Source organism: Sulfuritalea sp. (genome assembly GCF_031426875.1).
Classification (GTDB): domain Bacteria; phylum Pseudomonadota; class Gammaproteobacteria; order Burkholderiales; family Rhodocyclaceae; genus Sulfuritalea.
On record NZ_JASJPC010000024.1, the window covers coordinates 17,345 to 33,571 of the forward strand.

Here is a 16,227-nt window from a genome sequence, read left to right on the forward strand (position 1 = left end):
CCCGCCAGGATTCGCTGCTGCGGGCCAGGTCGCGATCGGGTAGGCTTGAAAGCTCTGCATTTCCGGGGCTTGGTCGGTGAGCGACGCAAAGGCGGATTCTCCCGCCGCACAGGAACAAAACTTGAAACGCAGCGTGCCGCAATCGCCGCAGGACACCGCAGCGACCGTGGTCCTGGTGCATGGCTTGTGGACCCCGGCGACGGTATTCCTGCCGCATGGCCGCTGGCTGCAGGGCCGCGGCTACCGCACGCTGCGCTTCGCTTACCCGAGCGTGCGCGCCACGCTCTCGCAGAACGCGCAGACCCTGCGCCGCTACATCGCAGCGGCCGACGGGAGCGAGATCCATCTGGTCGGCCACAGTCTCGGCGGCCTCATCATCCTCGACATGCTGAAGCAGGAATCCGATCCGCGCCTGCGCCGGGTGGTCCTGCTCGGCACCCCCTGCATCGACAGCCACTGCGCGCGGCAACTGGCCGGCCTGCGCGGCATGCCGGCCCTGCTCGGGCGCTCCATCGGCGAATGGCTGGGGCGCGGGCCCGCGGCCGCGCTGGCGCCCTCGCCCGCCGTCGCGGTTGGGGTACTGGCCGGCACCCGCAGCCTGGGCCTGGGCCGCGTCGTGCCCGATCTGCCGCGCCCCAACGACGGCGTGGTGAGCGTGGCGGAGACGCGCCTGCCCGGCGCCGCGGACTTCATCGCGCTGCCCGTGGCGCACTCGGAAATGCTCGCCTCGCGGCGCTGCGCCGAGCAGATCGCGGCCTTCCTCGCAACCGGGCGTTTCCGGCACCATGCAGCGGCTTAGAAATTTTCTGCTATCGCTGCTGCTGACCATGGCGCTGGCCGGCTGCAGCAACATCGCCTACTACGCCCAGGCGATGGGCGGCCATATCGAGCTCATGCGCGCGGCGCAGCCGATCGGCGAGCTGGTCGAGCGGCCCGCCGGCGATCCGCAACTGGGCAAGCAACTGGCGGAGGTGGCGGCGATACGCGACTTCGCCAGCCGCGAGCTGGGCCTGCCCGACAACAACAGCTATCGCAGCTACGCCGACATCGGCCGCCCCTACGTGGTGTGGAACGTCTTCGCCGCGCCCGAGTTGTCGCTGGAAGCCAAGCAATGGTGCGTGCTGCTGGTCGGCTGCGTGAACTACCGCGGCTACTACGATCAAAAGGATGCCGAGCGCCTCGCCGCGGAACTGCGCGAGGAAGCTTACGACACCTTCGTCGGCGGCGTTGCGGCCTATTCCACGCTCGGCTACTTCGACGATCCGGTACTCAACACCTTCATGCGCCGCGGCACGCTGGAAGTCGCGCGCATCGTGTTTCACGAACTCGCGCACCAGGTGGTATACGTCAGGGACGATACCGCCTTCAACGAGTCTTTCGCCACGGTGGTCGAGAACGAAGGCCTGCGGCGCTGGACCGCGGCCCAGGCCACGCCCGCGCAAAGCGCCGCCTTCGCGGCGCAGCGGCAGCGCAGGGCGGATTTCGGCCGGCTGCTGCAGGATTACCGCCAGCGGGCGCGCGCCCTGTATGAAACCGGAGGCGCCGCGGAACGGCAGCGCAGCGCCAAGGCCGAGCTGTTCGCCGCCCTGCGCCGCGACTACGCCGCATTGAAGGCGAGCTGGGGCGGCTATGCCGGCTACGACAGGATCATCGGCGCGGATTTCAACAACGCCGGGCTGATCGCCTTCGGGCTCTACAGCGAACTGGTGCCGGCCTTCGCCGCCCTGCTCGCAGCGGAGCAGCACGATCTGCCGCGCTTCTACCGGCGCGTGAGCGCGCTGGCCGAACTGCCCAAGGATGCCCGGCGCTGCGCGCTGGCCCGGTTGCTGCCGGCCGCCGATGGCAGACCGGCGCAGTGCTTGTGAGAGCCGTTCAACCGCAGGGCAGGCCGCAGGGCGGACTTCAGTCCGCCATCCACCGCCGGCCGACTGAAGTCGGCCCTACAACGCCATCCACCCCCGGCCGACTGAAGTCGGCCCTACAACGCCATCCACTCCTGGCCGACTGAAGTCGGCCCTACAGGAACCGATTTCTCCCCATTCATCGTCCTGACCAGCTGAAGCCGGTCCTACAATGTTTGCGGCGCATGCGCAGCACACCACCAACGACACCACTTTCCAGCGAGCGACGACCATGAGCAAATACATCGGCATTCTTACCGCGGGCGGCGACAGCCCGGGGCTCAACGCCGCGATCCGCGGCGTCGGCAAGGCCTTGCTGGGCCATTACGGCATGCACGTCGTGGGGTTTCGCGACGGCTTTCGCGGCCTGATGGAAAACCGCACGGCGACGCTCGACGGCGGCCAGCTCTCGGGCATCCTGACCGTCGGCGGCACCATCCTCGGCACCAGCCGCGACAAGCCGCACAAGATGCCGGTGGGCGGCAAGATCCTGAACATGCTCGACACCATCGCCGACAACTACCGCGCCAACCGGCTCGACTGCCTGGTCTGCCTGGGTGGCGGCGGCACCGTGAAGAATGCCCTGCGCCTCAAGCAGATGGGCTTGAACGTCATCACGCTGCCCAAGACCATAGACAACGACGTGGCCGGGACCGACGTCACCTTCGGCTTCGATACCGCGCTGGGCATTGCCACCGAGGCCATCGACCGCCTGCACAGCACGGCGCACAGCCACCACCGCATCATCGTGGTCGAGATCATGGGCCACCGCGCCGGCTGGCTGGCGCTGGGCGCCGGCATCGCCGGCGGCGCCGACGTGATCCTGATTCCGGAAATCCCCTACGACGTCGACAGCGTGGCCGAAGCCATCCGCGCGCGGGCCCGCGGCGGCAAGCCCTTCTCCATCGTCGCCGTGGCCGAAGGCGCCATCTCGAAGCAGGATCTGGCCGCGATCGCCGCCGCGCGGGCAGCGGGCAGGAAATCGGCGAAGCAGAAGGACGCCCGCAAGGCCGACGATCAGGAGGCCGATGCCGCGGAACTGCTCTATGCCGATCGCACGCTGCGGCTGGCCAAGCGCCTGGAGGCGCTGACCGGCCTCGAAGCCCGCGTCACCATTCTCGGCCACGTGCAGCGCGGCGGCGCACCCTCGGCCGCCGACCGCCTGCTGGCGACGCGCCTGGGAACGGCCTGCGCCGACCTGATCGCCAAGGGCACTCACGGCGTCATGGTGGCGGCCAAAGGCGAGGACACGCAGCCGGTCAGGCTCGAAGACGTCGCCGGCAAGGTCAAGACCGTGCCGCTCAAGCACTCGTGGATCGGCAGCGCGCGCCGGGTGGGCACGAACTTCGGCGACTGAGCGACGAACACCTGTCGTGTGTCTGCTGCCGCACAGACCCGGCGCGGCGCGAGGATAAGCTGGGGCAAGCGCTACCCGAGCGATGAATCTGCAAAAAGCATTTGATCCGCAGATTTCGCCGATTGACGCAGATGGATCAGGGCGTTACCTGGTCAAGTCGTACTACGAGCCGGGTGAGCCGTGGGCACCGACCACTTGGCGGTTCGCTCTGCGTAATCTGCGTCATCCGCGGATTGAACTGAGGTAATTTTTGATCATGCGCCTGCCTATTCTTTCCTGTCTGCTGTTGCTTGCCATCGCTTTCGACGCGACGGCGAGCGATGTTTACGGCACGATCAACCGCTTGCGCCAGGGTGAGGGCAGTTGCGAGGCGAAAGGCCTGGCTCCGCTCAAACGGCAGGCGGCGCTGGACCGCGTCGGCCGCGATCTGGCGCGCGGCAGCGAACTGGAACACAGCCTGGAGGCGGCCCGCTATCGGGCGACGCGGGCCAAATCCATAAAATTCGGCGGCAAGGGTATCGCGGCGCGGGTGGCGGGGCTGCTGGCAAGACCCGACTACTGCGAGAAATGGCAGGATGCCGCGATGACCGAGGTCGGCATTTACCAGGATGCGCGGCAGGTCTGGATCGTGCTCGCAGCGCCGTTTGCGCCTGCGGCGGCGATGGACGAGGACGCCGGAGAGCGCGTGCTCGACTTGGTCAATCAGGCGCGCGGCACGCGGCGCCACTGCGGCAACACGGCCTTCGCGGCAGCACCGCCGCTGCGCTGGAACCGGACGCTGGCGAAGGCCGCGCAGCGCCATTCCGACGATATGGCGCGCCTCGACTTCCTCAGCCACGACGGGCGCGACGGCTCCACCGCGGCGCGGCGCATCGAGCGCGCGGGCTACCGCTACCGGGCCATGGGCGAAAACATCGCGGGCGGCCAAACCCAGCCCGAGGATGCGGTGACGGGCTGGATAGACAGCCCCGGGCATTGCGCCAACCTGATGAATCCGGCATTCACCGAAATGGGCGTCGCGGTCGCGGTGAATCGCAAGAGCCGGATGGGCGTGTACTGGACGCTGGAGTTCGGCACGCCGCGCTGAGTCATGGGATACGCCGGGCAGCGGCGGCTGCTGCGGGTGCAGCGGGTGCAGCGGCGAAGATCGCGCGAGCTCTGCAATAATGTCGGGCACTTCATCAATGATTCCGAGCGCCGGCAATCGATATGACATGGCTAAAGCGCACCCTGCTCGCCCTGGCGGTACTGATCGCACTGGCAGCGGCATTGCCGTTTTTCATCCCGCTCGACGACTACATCCCGCGCATCGAGGCTGAAGCCTCGGCCAGGCTCAGGCAGCCGGTGTCGGTCGAGAGCATCCGCTTTGCGGCGCTGCCGCTGCCGCATGTCACGATCGGCGGCATCGCGATCGGCAAGGGCGACGACCTCAGGCTGGGAAGCGTGAGCGTGACTCCGGCGCTGCTGTCCTTGCTGCAATCGACCCGGGTCATCGACAGTATCGAGATCGATTCCCCGGTCGTGACGCGGCAGGCGATCGACTTGCTGCTGGCCCTGGCCAAATCCGACCCCGCCAGGCCGCCGCAGGCAGCGACGGTGCGCGTCCTGCGCATCCGTGTCGACAACGCCGTGGTCCGGCTCGACAAGACCGACTTCGGTCCCTTCGATGCGCAGCTGGGCCTGGACGACGAGGGCAGACCCGCCGACGCGACGGTGAGCACCCGCGACGGCAAGCTCAAGGTGCTGATCAAACCCGACGGCGCGAACTATCTGATCGACGTCGGCGCCCGGGCCTGGACCCTGCCGGCCGCACCGGCGCTGCTGTTCGACGAACTGGAGATCAAGGGCGTGGCCAGCCGCAAGGACTTGCGGCTGGATGCCATCAGCGCACGCCTGTATGGCGGCACGGCCACCGGGAAGATGAGCGTCGACTGGCAAAAAGGCCTGCGCGTGAACGGCGATCTCGACATCAGCGAACTGGAGCTGCGCCAGGTCGCCGCCATGCTTTCGCCGGGCGCCCGCGTCAGCGGCAGGCTCAGTGCGAAGCCGACCTTCTCCGCCGCAGCGCCTGCCGCCGGCCAACTGGCGAACGCCTTGCGCCTGGAAAGCGATTTCAGGGTGCGCGACGGCGTGCTGCACGGCGTCGATATCCAGCAGGCCGCGACGCGCCTGCTCAAACAGGGTAGCAGCGGCGGCGAAACGCGTTTCGAGCACTTGTCCGGGCATCTGCAGGTCGCGCAGGGCAGCCGCCACTTCACGCAGCTGAAAATCGCCTCGGGCGTGCTGGCCGCCGACGGCAAGCTCAGCATCACACCGGAAAAGGCGCTGTCGGGGCGCATCAATGCCGAGGTCAAGGCGGTGGGTACCAGCGCCAGGGTGCCGCTCAACGTCGGCGGAACGCTGGGCTCGCCCCTGCTCTATCCGACCGGCGCAAGCATGGCCGGCACGGCGGTCGGCACCGCCATCATGGGCCCCGGCTTCGGCACCTCGGTGGGGGCAAAGGTCGGCGGCTGGGCCGAAGGCCTGTTCGAAACCAAACCGCAGCAGACACCAAAGCAGACGCCAAAACGATAGGGGTATCCGGCACCCGGCCGCAAGAGTTGGCGCTGGCGGCACGGCGCGACGCGGCCAATTCTGGACAATCGAGGTTTTCATTCCATTCACTTGTCAGGACGGTACGCAGACTCAAGCTGGGCATCGTTTATGGCATCGATTGATGCTATATTGTGATGCACTATCGTAAGGAGTCACACTATGCGGACTACCGTCACGCTTGATGAAGCCCTTCTCAACCGGGCGCAACTGCTCTCTGGCGTTCAGGAACGCAGTGCCCTGCTGAAGGAGGCGCTGAACGCGCTTATCCAGCGTGAAAGCGCCCGTCGCCTGGCTCGGCTGGGCGGTACCGAGCCCCAGCTGGAAAGTGTCGCCCGCCGCCGCGAAGGCAAGCGGTGATCCTGGTCGATACATCAATCTGGATCGATCACTTGCGCAGCGGCAGTCCAGCATTGGCTGCGTTGCTGCAAAACGAGGCCGTCTGTACCCACGACTTCGTGATCGGCGAACTGGCTTGCGGCAATCTGCGCAACCGGGCGGAAGTGCTGGGCCTGCTTCAATCGCTCCCACGGCTGTCAGCCGCCACCGAAGACGAAACCCTGTTCTTCATCGAGCAGCAGCACCTGATGGGGCGTGGTATCGGCTATGTCGATACCCACCTGCTGGCCGCTGCCGTGATCCGAAACATCCCGATCTGGACGAAAGACAAGCACCTCATGGCCATTGCCGAAGAAAAAGCCTGGGCCCATGCGCCAGGAGCACACTGATGGCCGTGTGCGGACCGGCGGTTCGCCGACCACTATCTGGAATCAGTACATCGGCTATGTTCGCGCAGGCAGCGTTCCATCACGGAGAGGAAAATGCGCAGCACCGTGCCTTGCAGGGCTGTATCGCGCTGAAGGAAATAGCGCAGCCGCTTGGGCAACTCTATTCGCTCATCGAGACGTGCAAGGCGAACGGCATCGATCCGTATCGCTATCTCGTCGGACTGTTCCGGGCAATTCCTCTGGCGAAATCGGCAGACGACTACGAAGCCTTGCTGCCCTGGCGTCCGGCAAAATCCGTGACTTGATCTGAATCTCGGTCGGCGACCACCGCGTTGGCGCCGTCAAGGGCGTCCCTCATAGAACGCTTACCATGCTGAATCCCCGTCGGCGAACTGGCCCAGGTCGATTTCGGCGCCGGTACATCGACCGGGTCAGTAGCTGCCGCCCGGTGGCGGAAAGATCCAGAAGAACTGCCCGCTGCGCCCCCCGTCGCGCTGCGCGCAGCGCGTGACGAAGTCGCATTCCGCCTGCAGCAGGCGCTCCGTCCATCCCAGACAGGAGCGCATCTTCAGCGTGACCGGGTCGTAGTCCATGGCGTCGCTTTCCGGCGCCCTCACCATCAGCGCCGAAGGCAGCACCACGCAATGGTAGACGCGCAACGCGCACGGCAGGCTGCGCGCGCGTTCGAAACTGCGGCGGAAATTCTCCGGCGAATCGCCGGGCAATCCCAGGATGATTTCGACCGCCACGGCAGCGACCGATTTCAGTTCGTACATGGTCTGCTCGAACCGCGCCTCGTCGTACGACCTCTCCACGTGCGCCAGCACATCGTTGTCGAACGACTGCAGGCCGATTCCGACCAACGACTGCCCGATCGAGCCGAGGAAATCGATGTGCTCCTTCTTCACCTTGGCGGGGTAGACCTCGCAGATCAGGTTGCGGTTTTCGAGGAACCCGTGCCGCTGCGTCGCCTCGCGCAGGTTGCGGAACGAATGCGGGTTGAGGTTCAGCCCCGCGTCGACCAGGATCGCTCCGTCCACGGGCTGGCGCGCCATGCCGTCGAACTCCCGGCACAACTCTTCCACGCCGCGCACGCGCCGTGGCGACTCGAGCGTGCCCCATTCGCAAAACGAGCAGGTGAACGGGCAGCCGCGGTAGGTCTGCAGCACGGCGAGCCCGCCATGCGTCACCAGGTCCATCGCGTAGGGCGAAGGCATCTCGTTGAGGTCCACCGCCGGGCGTGCGGGCGTTTCCATCCATCCCGCGGAGGCGGGCAGCGCTATGCCCTGTACCTGCGCCAGCGCCTGCGGGCTGCGATCGCCGCTCGCGACAATCTCGGAAAAAGTCAATTCCCCGTCATTGATCACGAGCGCATCCACCCAGCCACGCGCCGCGCGGAACGGCGCCTGGTTCAGCATGCTGGGCCGGGCCGAGGGGCCCCCGAACACGATGAGCCGGCCAGGATCGTCCTCCTTGACCAGCCGGGCGACTTCGACGAAGAACGGGAACGACCAGATATAGGTCGAGAATCCGACCACGTCGGGATCGAAATCGATGATTTCCTGCGCGAGTTCCCCGACGCTGGCCTGCTCGAGATCCCAGATACGCAACTCCAGCCCGTCGAGTTCCGCGCATCGCAGTGACGCCTCGACCATCCGCATGCCATGGTTGGAGATGAAGGTCGGCATGGCGCGGTCGCGCTCGGGATAGCGCGCGAGCAGCGCCACCCGGCGCCCGGACCGGCGCGGCCCGGACTTCGCAGGGAAACCCGGCTTCAGGGCTTGCGCGGGAACGACCACCAGTACTTTCCTGATTTTCCGCCGCAGGACGCCGTCTCCAGGTCGAGCTCGGCGCGCATCGACAGGATGTCCTCCTCGCCCCACCCCAGGCACGAGATCATGGCCAGGTTCACCGGGTCGTAGCGCATGTCCCAGCCGGGCCGCCCGCGCGACATCAGCGCGTCGGGCAGGACGAGGCAGTGATAGGCCCGCACCGCCACCGGGAAGGTACGCGCGTAGGCGAGCGTGCGCCGGAAGCCCTCCGGCGTGTCTCCGGGCAGCCCGAAGATGATCTGGATCTCTGCCGTGGTGACCGAAGTGAGCTGGCCCATGGCCTTCTCGAAACGGCCCCGGTCGAACGGCCGGTCGTGCAATTTGAGCACGGCGGGGTCGAGCGACTGCAGCCCCACACCGAGGTAGGACGTGCCCACCTGCGAGAGGAATTGCAGGTGCTCCTCCTGGACATGCGTCGGGTAGATTTCGGCCCAGAAGAGGGACGATTTGAGGAAGCCCACGCGCGACTCTGCGGCGAGCAGGTTGCGAAAGCCCTTCGCGTTGAGGTTGAGGCCTGCATCGAGCAGGAACACCGAAGGCGCCCCCTGGCGCGCGAACGCCTCCAGCTCGCGAACGATGTAATCGGTGGAAAACACGGCCTTCGAGGATTCGCTCGCGCCCCATTCGCAGAACCGGCAGGAGAGCGGGCACCCACGGTAGGTTTCCAGATACGCCACCGAGCCGGCCGGCATCAGGCCGAGCTGGAACGGCGAGGCGATCGCGTCGAGGTCGGCGGTGGGCGCGCGGTGCCCGGTCTGCAGCCAGACCCCGGAGGCCGGCAGGTGCAGGCCCGGCACGGAGCGCAATCCTGCGCGCGTAAGTTCCGGCAGGCGCGCAATCTCGCGGAAGACCGCCTCGCCCTCTGTGCTGACGACAGCATCCAGATAAGCCTGCGCGTTGGCGTACGGCGGCAGGTCGAACAGCTGAGTGCGCGCCGAGGGGCCGCCAAAAACGATCAGAGCTTTCGGCAGCCTCTGCCGGATGCGCCGCGCGACCTCGACCATGCAGGGGGTGGACCAGACGTAGATCGAGAAGCCGATCAGGTCCGGCTCGAATCCGGCCAGCGCTTCGACGTAGGCGTCCACGTCCGCGCGCCTGTAATCGATCAGCGCCACCTTGGCGGCTGCCAGTTCCGGATCGGCGACCACCGTGGCGAGGATGCGGCGTATGCCGTAGCTCGGCAGGTCGAGGTGCCCCAGCTCGTTGGTGTCGGGCTCGGGCGTCATGCACACGAGCGCGATGCGCTGCGCGCTCATTGGACTACCCTCCCCCCAGCCCCCTGCCCAAGGCAGGGGGTGACGGTGGTTCGCCGCTGCGCGGCTCCGGCTTGTGGCTTGCGCCCCTTCGGACGGCCGTGCGGGGCGCTCATGACGGATCCATCGCGGGTTTGTCGAAGCGGAACAGCCAATAGCGCAGGTGCCCCTCGCGATGCAGCCAGCGCAGCATCAGCGCCGCGCGCAGTGCCGCGTTGCCGGTGTCGCGGCTTTCGTCCGCGTCGTGCGGCGCAGTGTACCCGTGGCTCGGCAGCGTGTTGGCCGTCGCATCCTGCAGCGCCGCCACGCGCAGGCCGGCGGCGTCCGCCAGCGCCGCGTGGTCCGCGTCGTCGCTCCAGAAATCCGGCCACGGCCCGTAGCCGTCCTGCAAGGGCGCCTCGATGCAGAATCCCGGTACTTCAAGGGTCTGCGCGGATAGCGCAATCGTGATGTCCGAACCGATAAGCGCGCCGCCCGGCTTCAGCACGCGCGCCGCTTCAAGGAAGAATTCCCGGCGCGAACGGAAATGGAACATGGCTTCGATGCACAACACCCGGTCGAAGCTCTGGTCGGGAAACGGCAAGCGGCACGCATCGGCCTCGTGCCATTCGAACCGGTTGCCGCTGGCGGGCTGCTGCATCCGGCAGATGTCGAGCTGCCGGCGGTCGACGTTCACGCCCGCGAGCCGCATTCCCGACAGCTGCCGGTTGAGCCTGCCGAGCGTGCCGCCGAACCCGCAGCCGGCATCGAGGATCGCCTGCCCGGCTTCGAGGCCGGCCATGGCCGCGAGTTTCTCGTCCAGCCGCTGCTGCGCGGCCGCGAAGCTCTCGCCAGTCGCACTTGGCGAGGCACTCCAGTACCCGAGGTGCACATAGCGGCCGGCTTCCCCGCGATGGAAGGCGTCTATGAGGTAATCGAAGTAGGCCGGCACCTGTCCTTGCACGATCATCCCCAGCAGTACATGGCGTCGCGCTGTCGCGACAGCGCCATGAAGCTGCACGCGGTCCAGCGCTTGCGCTTGCCCTCCACGGGCGACACGCGGTGCAGGAAGCGCCCCGAGTCGAGCACGATCATCGCACCCGGCGGGATCCGCAAGGACACCGCGGCAAGTCCCTCAAGCTGCGGCTTGGGCGCGCCATCCAGGCTGATGGGCACGGCGTCCGCAGGGTCGCATCGATGGTCGTAGATCTGCAGTGCACCGCCGGATTCAGCCATCTGCAGCGTAAGCACGAAGGACAGCATGTGCAGGTCCACCTGGCTGCGCAGGTGCGCGTAGGAAGGACGCAATGCCTGCTCGTTGTCGAAGTGCGCCGGGATGTAACCGCCCTCCTGGTGGGCGCGCAGGGTGGTGAACATGTAGCGCTGCCCGGGCCGCGGCCCAGGCGCCGCAACGAACGGCCGGCCGTGATCGAGCGACGCGAGCACGCCGGCAACGCGCGCGGCAATGTCTTCCCCCGCCGGGAACAAGGTCGCGAGTTGCCGCTCGAATTGCGCCGCCTCGTCGAAGTAGCCGGTGAGCGAAGGCTCGGCCAGATTCAGGTTGCGGCCGTAGAACCACGAGCGGAATTTTTCCGGGAACCAGGTCTGCAGGAAGGCCGGCTCGTTGCGCTCCAACTGTGAGACGACGGGCGTGAGGGCGGCCGGGGAATAGACCCCGTTGACGATGACGGCCTGCAGGTCGCCGGCGCGGATTCGATCGAAGGTGTTCGCATGCCGGACGGCTTCGTCCGCATCGATTTCGATCAGGCGCAGGAAGCCGCCCAAGGTCTTCACTCCGGTTTTGGTTTCGATCACGGCAATCTTTCCCGCACCAGGCGCGCGATTTCCTGCTGCAGAGCCGATACTTCGCGTCCGCCGTCGACCACCACGTCGGCACCCGCGCCCACCGACTCCTTCTGCATCCGGAGCAGCCCGGCCACGACATCGAGATAGTTGCCCAGGTAGCCGTGCAGCCAGGCGCCGAACGTGCGTGTTGCGGCGGGATCGCTCCCCTCCAGCGCCGCGGCGAACTGCCGGACCTTGCGCGCGAGCGCCACGTCGAGCGGCGTGTCCACCCAGATCATCAGGTCGATGTGCCGCCCTGTGGCCGCATGGCGCCGGCCGAACTGGGTCTCGAACAGGATGTACTTGCGGGACGGGATCGTTGCCCCGGTCATCGGATCGGTCACGGCGCGGCCTGCCTTGAGCGCCTGCAGCGCTTCGGCCAGTCCCGGAATGGCTATCGCGTCGAGGTCGGCGCCGCCTTGCATCCAGTCCCGGACCTGCTCGATCGACTGCTCGGTGATCCGCTCGTAATGGTCGAACTGGAGCATCGCCGCATCGGAGAGCTCGTGCGCGACTGCCTGTGCAAGGGTGGTCTTCCCTGCGCCTACCGGCCCCGCGATCGCGATCACGTAGGCGCCATTGGGCATCAGAGGCTTTCCACTGGGTAATACAGCGTCAGGAAATCGCTTACTTCGCGATTGATGCCGTCGGACAGGTGGCCGAGTGTGCGATGCCTGATCCGTTGGTACAGGGCCTGAAATTGGTGCGCTGCAATCACGTACCGCGCACAGGCTTTCGCCAGAAGGTCCCGCATTTCCTCAATACGAATCCCGGCCGCGTGCAGGTTCAGGTCGAACGATTCGTTCGTCAGCCTTGCCGCAATGGCGTCGAAGCTTAGGGAATTCAACCGCATGAGCGGAGTATCCCTGACGGACGAAAACAGGTCAATGCAAGCTTTCCCGGACTCTCGCCGTAAAGCCGCTCAAGTTTTTCCGCAATCGCCCGCGTGATGCCTGGAAATTCTCGGTGTGGCATCGTCAATCCGGCACTGCCCGCCCCAGCCGCGCAAACGTCGTCAGTGGTGGGCGAAAATCACTCGTCACCATGAAACACTCTGATGGCCGCAATGGACAGAGGAGCGGCCGTTCAGAAAACCGCCTTCAGCGAGCCTCGTTGCACGGATCATATTCCTCAGTCATCAAAACTCATCGGCCGGTTACACTTCATTGCGGTCGTTGGCTGAAAAACCCCGAGCGGCACCAACAATGCGTATTGCCGCCGTACATCAAAGCACGAGTAAAAAGTTCGGGATTCCGGAACAGACTGTCCCCGTCAACCACCCGGGATGGGCAAGCCGGCCTTCTCGGTGAACGCGGGTGTCCTGCCCGGCAATCCCAGCACCACCTGCAAGGCCGCGGATACGGCGCCGACGATGAACACCACGTCGCCGAAAGTTCGCACCCAGCGCAGTGTTTGCAGCAAGGGCTGCTGCATGAACTCTTCGCTGCGGACGTACCAGAGGCCCTGGCTTACGCTGGCGTGGAACTGGATGAAGCCGATCGGCAGCAGGCTGCTGAAGATCATCAGTGCCAGGCCCGCATTGAGCCCCCAGAACGCGGTCATCATCAGACCCTGGTGCAAGCGGTAATGCGGCCGGATATAGCGCAGCACCAGCAGCGTGAATCCCAGGGCAAGGAAGCCATAGACCCCGAACAGCGCGGCGTGTGCGTGCACCGGCGTGGTATTCAGCCCCTGCAGGTAGAACAGCGCGAGCGGCGGGTTGATCATGAAGCCGAAGACGCCGGTTCCCAGCATGTTCCAGAAGGATACGGCGACAAATAACAGCAGCGGCCAGTTGAGTTCCTCCATCCAGGGCGCCCGGGCCTGGACGCTGCCGGCCGCACCGGCGCAGCTGTTCGGCGAACTGGACATCAAGGGCGTGGCCAGCCGCAAGGACTTGCGGCTGGATGCCATCAGCGCCCGCCTGTATGGCGGCACGGCCACCGGGAAGATGAGCGTCGACTGGCAAAATGGCCTGCGCGTGAACGGCGATCTCGACATCAGCGAACTGGAGTTGCGCCAGGTCGCCGCCATGCTTTCGCCGGGCGCCCGCGTCAGCGGCAGGCTCAGTGCGAAGCCGACCTTCTCCGCCGCGGTGCCTGCCGCCGGCCAACTGGCGAACGCCTTGCGCCTGGAAAGTGATTTCAGGGTGCGCGACGGCGTGCTGGCCGCCGACGGCAAGCTCAGCATCACACCGGAAAAGGCGCTGTCGGGGCGCATCAATGCCGAGGTCAAGGCGGTGGGTACCAGCGCCAGGGTGCCGCTCAACGTCGGCGGAACGCTGGGCTCGCCCCTGCTCTATCCGACCGGCGCAAGCATGGCCGGCACGGCGGTCGGCACCGCCATCATGGGCCCCGGCTTCGGCACCTCGGTGGGGGCAAAGGTCGGCGGCTGGGCCGAAGGCCTGTTCGAAACCAGACCGCAGCAGACACCAAAGCAGACGCCAAAGCGATAGGGGTATCCGGTATCCGGCCGCAAGAGTTGGCGCTGGCGGCACGGCGCGACGCGGTCATAAACCACCGCTCAGGGCCCAATATCGCTCGCGTTCCCAGGGACCGCGGCCATGGGCGCGATCCACCGGTAAAAGAGGGCCCGAGACCTTGGACTGGCGTACCATGCGAGCCGTAAGCAAGCTTTCCTGATTCAGGGAGGTTCCATGGCTATCGACGAGCAAGCCCCTCGCCGCAACATGACAGGCGCGAGTTGCGTGGCTGCCCGGCCGGCTTGCTTCCACGCCCAGCTTGAAGCGCGGGAAGTTGCCGCCGCTGGTTTGCCGTCCATCGACAATGCCTTGCGCCAAGCCGGTGAGATTCGCAACTCCCGCGACACCCCGCGACACCCATTCGATCCGAACGGCCTTGCAGATCATCGAACCATCGCAAACACCGTAACTCTGTGCGATGCTTTATGCTCCTCGTATCTTGATCAACCCAGATAGTCAATAAGCGATGACCCTGAGAAACAAGATTCTTATGCTTGGCTTTGTCGCCATCCTGGGCATGTTCTTCGCCCAATGGCTCCAGTACCGGAGCTACGCGACACAAGCACGGGCCATCGAAACAGTGACGCGCAACGTCACCGAAGTCGGAGCGCTGTCCCAAGCGACTCACGAGTTGCAGAAGGAACGGGGTCTGGCGACGATCAAGCAGTTCTCCGCAAGCAATCAGGCGCTCGCCGAACAACTTCGCCGCACGGACGAATCGCTTTCCAGGCTGGCTGCAACGCTCATCCGCGTTGCCGGCCTTGATGACTCTCTCGTTCGCTTGCGCGCCGTGGCGGCGTCGGACAGCGCCGCCCTGCTGACAATCCGGGATGGATATACGGGCTTGCTCCAGAATATTTTCGACGAAATGGGCCGACTGACCCATGAGCCGGAGGCATCCGTGCCCAGGGTAGATGTCACCGCGCATGGCCATCTCATGAAAGCGAAAGAGTATCTGGGGCAGACGCGTGCGACCCTGGGTTACGGGATCGGACTCAAGCACGACGACCCGGCTGTCATCAGTGGTCTGATCCGACTCAAGAGCCTTTACGACGAAGAAATGCGCATGCTCGAATTGGCGCCCTCGCCGGAACTGCACGCGGCGACGGCCGCCCAACTCTCCGGCAACGAGGTTGCGCGGACACTGAGAGTCGTGACGCAAATCGCCGCTACCGGCGAGTTGCCGAAGGAACTTGATGTGCAGACCTGGTGGTCGTTGGCTACCGCAGCCATCGACCGCCTGAAGCGCGCCGAGGACCATTCGCTGGAGTTGATCGAACAGAAAGCGGAAGGGGAACTTACTCGGTCCCGTAACGCAATGCACTTGGGAGTGATCATTACCTTGGGTGTTGGTTTGGCAGCCTTCATTTTGGCTCTGTCGACAACCGCCACCTTGATTCGCGCGCTTGATAGAGCACTGGCGAGCATTGAATATATCTCGATCACCAAGAATTTCAGAAGCCGTCTGCCTGTTCAGTCGCCGGATGAGATCGGACGCATTTCCCGGAGTTTTAACCGACTGCTGGATGTCGCGGAAAAGTTACTGAACGAGAAGGACTCCCTGGCAACTACCGACACGCTGACGGGCATCCACAATCGGATGCGGTTCGCCAAGGTTCTTGATGAGGAAGCGGACAGGAAGCGCCGCAACAAGATGCCGATGTCGCTGATAATTTTCGATGTCGATCATTTCAAGCACATCAACGACGAACACGGCCATAACGTTGGCGACGAGGTTCTGAAAACCTTGTCGAACCTGGTGGGCAAGGAGACTCGTTCCACCGATTTCTTCTGCCGCTGGGGTGGCGACGAGTTCATCTTGCTGCTCAAGGATGACGACTGCGATGCGGCTATCGCCGCAGCCGAGAAAATCAGAAGCCTTGTCGAAGCCGCGGATTTTCCCATCGTCGGCAAAGTGACGTGCAGCTTTGGCGTTTCTGCCTGGACGCCGGGCGACACGGAGGGCAATCTTGTCGTACGCGCCGACAAGGCGCTTTACGAATCGAAGAAAGAAGGCCGCAATCAGGTCCGATGTCCCCAGGGCGACTGGAAGATCTGCCGTGGTCGCGCGCAATGTTCCCAATTCGGGAGCACCGGTTCGATGGGTGCCGCCAACACCTGACTGAACGCGGCATGGCCTTGAGCAAACATCAATAATGCCAAAACCATCGTCCTGCAAAGAGCGCGAAAAGGTCGAGGCAAGCCTGAAAGTTGGCGCTGGCGGCACGGCGGGGACGCGGGCTTGGGCAGTGCGTCAT

Annotated in this window: 18 protein-coding genes; 11 read left to right on the plus strand and 7 right to left on the minus strand. The window is 65.4% G+C overall.

All coding sequences use genetic code 11. The annotated features are described in order from the left end of the window. The first annotated feature begins 121 nt into the window (after positions 1–121). From RMO95_RS11325 to RMO95_RS11360, 8 genes are all read left to right on the plus strand, one after another. Positions 122–799 carry an esterase/lipase family protein gene (locus RMO95_RS11325; protein ID WP_310450740.1) on the plus strand — a complete coding sequence of 226 codons (678 nt, stop codon included), beginning with the start codon at positions 122–124 and terminating at the stop codon, positions 797–799. After that, entirely contained in the window at positions 786–1,865 is a 1,080-nt protein-coding gene (locus RMO95_RS11330; protein ID WP_310450741.1) for an aminopeptidase, read from the plus strand. Before RMO95_RS11325 ends, RMO95_RS11330 begins: the two co-directional genes overlap by 14 nt. Before the next feature lie 208 nt (positions 1,866–2,073). Next, positions 2,074–3,258 (plus strand): ATP-dependent 6-phosphofructokinase, encoded by a 1,185-nt coding sequence (locus RMO95_RS11335; RefSeq protein ID WP_310450742.1) that lies wholly within the window; start codon positions 2,074–2,076, stop codon positions 3,256–3,258. A 256-nt stretch (positions 3,259–3,514) separates the two neighbouring features. Then, positions 3,515–4,345, plus strand: a complete 831-nt coding sequence (locus RMO95_RS11340; RefSeq protein ID WP_310450743.1) for a CAP domain-containing protein — start codon at positions 3,515–3,517, stop codon at positions 4,343–4,345. A 122-nt stretch (positions 4,346–4,467) separates the two neighbouring features. Continuing rightward, positions 4,468–5,832, plus strand: coding sequence for an AsmA-like C-terminal region-containing protein (locus RMO95_RS11345; protein ID WP_310450744.1), 1,365 nt, complete (start codon positions 4,468–4,470; stop codon positions 5,830–5,832). A 180-nt stretch (positions 5,833–6,012) separates the two neighbouring features. Beyond that, positions 6,013–6,210: a type II toxin-antitoxin system VapB family antitoxin gene (locus RMO95_RS11350; protein ID WP_310450745.1), complete on the plus strand. Its 198-nt coding sequence runs from the start codon at positions 6,013–6,015 to the stop codon at positions 6,208–6,210. Then, positions 6,207–6,578 (plus strand): type II toxin-antitoxin system VapC family toxin, encoded by a 372-nt coding sequence (locus RMO95_RS11355; protein ID WP_310450746.1) that lies wholly within the window; start codon positions 6,207–6,209, stop codon positions 6,576–6,578. Before RMO95_RS11350 ends, RMO95_RS11355 begins: the two co-directional genes overlap by 4 nt. Before the next feature lie 56 nt (positions 6,579–6,634). Next, positions 6,635–6,883, plus strand: coding sequence for a transposase domain-containing protein (locus tag RMO95_RS11360; protein ID WP_310450747.1), 249 nt, complete (start codon positions 6,635–6,637; stop codon positions 6,881–6,883). Positions 6,884–7,009: 126 nt separating this feature from the next. Here RMO95_RS11360 and RMO95_RS11365 read toward each other — a convergent pair whose 3' ends face one another. The 7 genes from RMO95_RS11365 to RMO95_RS11395 all read right to left on the minus strand — a co-directional run bounded on the left by RMO95_RS11365 (position 7,010) and on the right by RMO95_RS11395 (position 13,296). After that, complete coding sequence (locus RMO95_RS11365; protein ID WP_310450748.1) at positions 7,010–8,377, minus strand: B12-binding domain-containing radical SAM protein; 1,368 nt, start codon at positions 8,375–8,377, stop codon at positions 7,010–7,012. Then, entirely contained in the window at positions 8,353–9,666 is a 1,314-nt protein-coding gene (locus RMO95_RS11370) for a B12-binding domain-containing radical SAM protein (RefSeq protein WP_310450749.1), read from the minus strand. The genes RMO95_RS11365 and RMO95_RS11370 overlap by 25 nt, the downstream gene beginning before the upstream one ends. Positions 9,667–9,775: 109 nt before the next feature. Continuing rightward, positions 9,776–10,612, minus strand: a complete 837-nt coding sequence (locus RMO95_RS11375) for a class I SAM-dependent methyltransferase (protein ID WP_310450750.1) — start codon at positions 10,610–10,612, stop codon at positions 9,776–9,778. After that, on the minus strand, positions 10,609–11,457 hold the full coding sequence (locus RMO95_RS11380) for a 2OG-Fe(II) oxygenase (protein ID WP_310450751.1): 849 nt from the start codon (positions 11,455–11,457) through the stop codon (positions 10,609–10,611). The genes RMO95_RS11375 and RMO95_RS11380 overlap by 4 nt, the downstream gene beginning before the upstream one ends. Then, complete coding sequence (locus tag RMO95_RS11385; protein ID WP_310450752.1) at positions 11,454–12,074, minus strand: AAA family ATPase; 621 nt, start codon at positions 12,072–12,074, stop codon at positions 11,454–11,456. Before RMO95_RS11385 ends, RMO95_RS11380 begins: the two co-directional genes overlap by 4 nt. Then, positions 12,074–12,340: a hypothetical protein gene (locus RMO95_RS11390; protein WP_310450753.1), complete on the minus strand. Its 267-nt coding sequence runs from the start codon at positions 12,338–12,340 to the stop codon at positions 12,074–12,076. The genes RMO95_RS11385 and RMO95_RS11390 overlap by 1 nt, the downstream gene beginning before the upstream one ends. Positions 12,341–12,759: 419 nt before the next feature. Continuing rightward, complete coding sequence (locus RMO95_RS11395; protein WP_310450754.1) at positions 12,760–13,296, minus strand: cbb3-type cytochrome c oxidase subunit I; 537 nt, start codon at positions 13,294–13,296, stop codon at positions 12,760–12,762. Here RMO95_RS11395 and RMO95_RS11400 point away from each other — a divergent pair. The 3 genes from RMO95_RS11400 to RMO95_RS11410 all read left to right on the plus strand — a co-directional run bounded on the left by RMO95_RS11400 (position 13,283) and on the right by RMO95_RS11410 (position 16,091). Next, positions 13,283–13,942, plus strand: a complete 660-nt coding sequence (locus RMO95_RS11400) for a hypothetical protein (RefSeq protein WP_310450755.1) — start codon at positions 13,283–13,285, stop codon at positions 13,940–13,942. The genes RMO95_RS11395 and RMO95_RS11400 overlap by 14 nt on opposite strands. Positions 13,943–14,143: 201 nt before the next feature. Further along, the gene (locus RMO95_RS11405; protein WP_310450756.1) at positions 14,144–14,425 is read left to right on the plus strand and encodes a hypothetical protein; all 282 of its coding nucleotides are present in this window, start codon (positions 14,144–14,146) and stop codon (positions 14,423–14,425) included. Between the two features lie 10 nt (positions 14,426–14,435). Then, the gene (locus RMO95_RS11410) at positions 14,436–16,091 is read left to right on the plus strand and encodes a diguanylate cyclase (RefSeq protein WP_310450757.1); all 1,656 of its coding nucleotides are present in this window, start codon (positions 14,436–14,438) and stop codon (positions 16,089–16,091) included. Positions 16,092–16,227 lie beyond the last annotated feature (136 nt).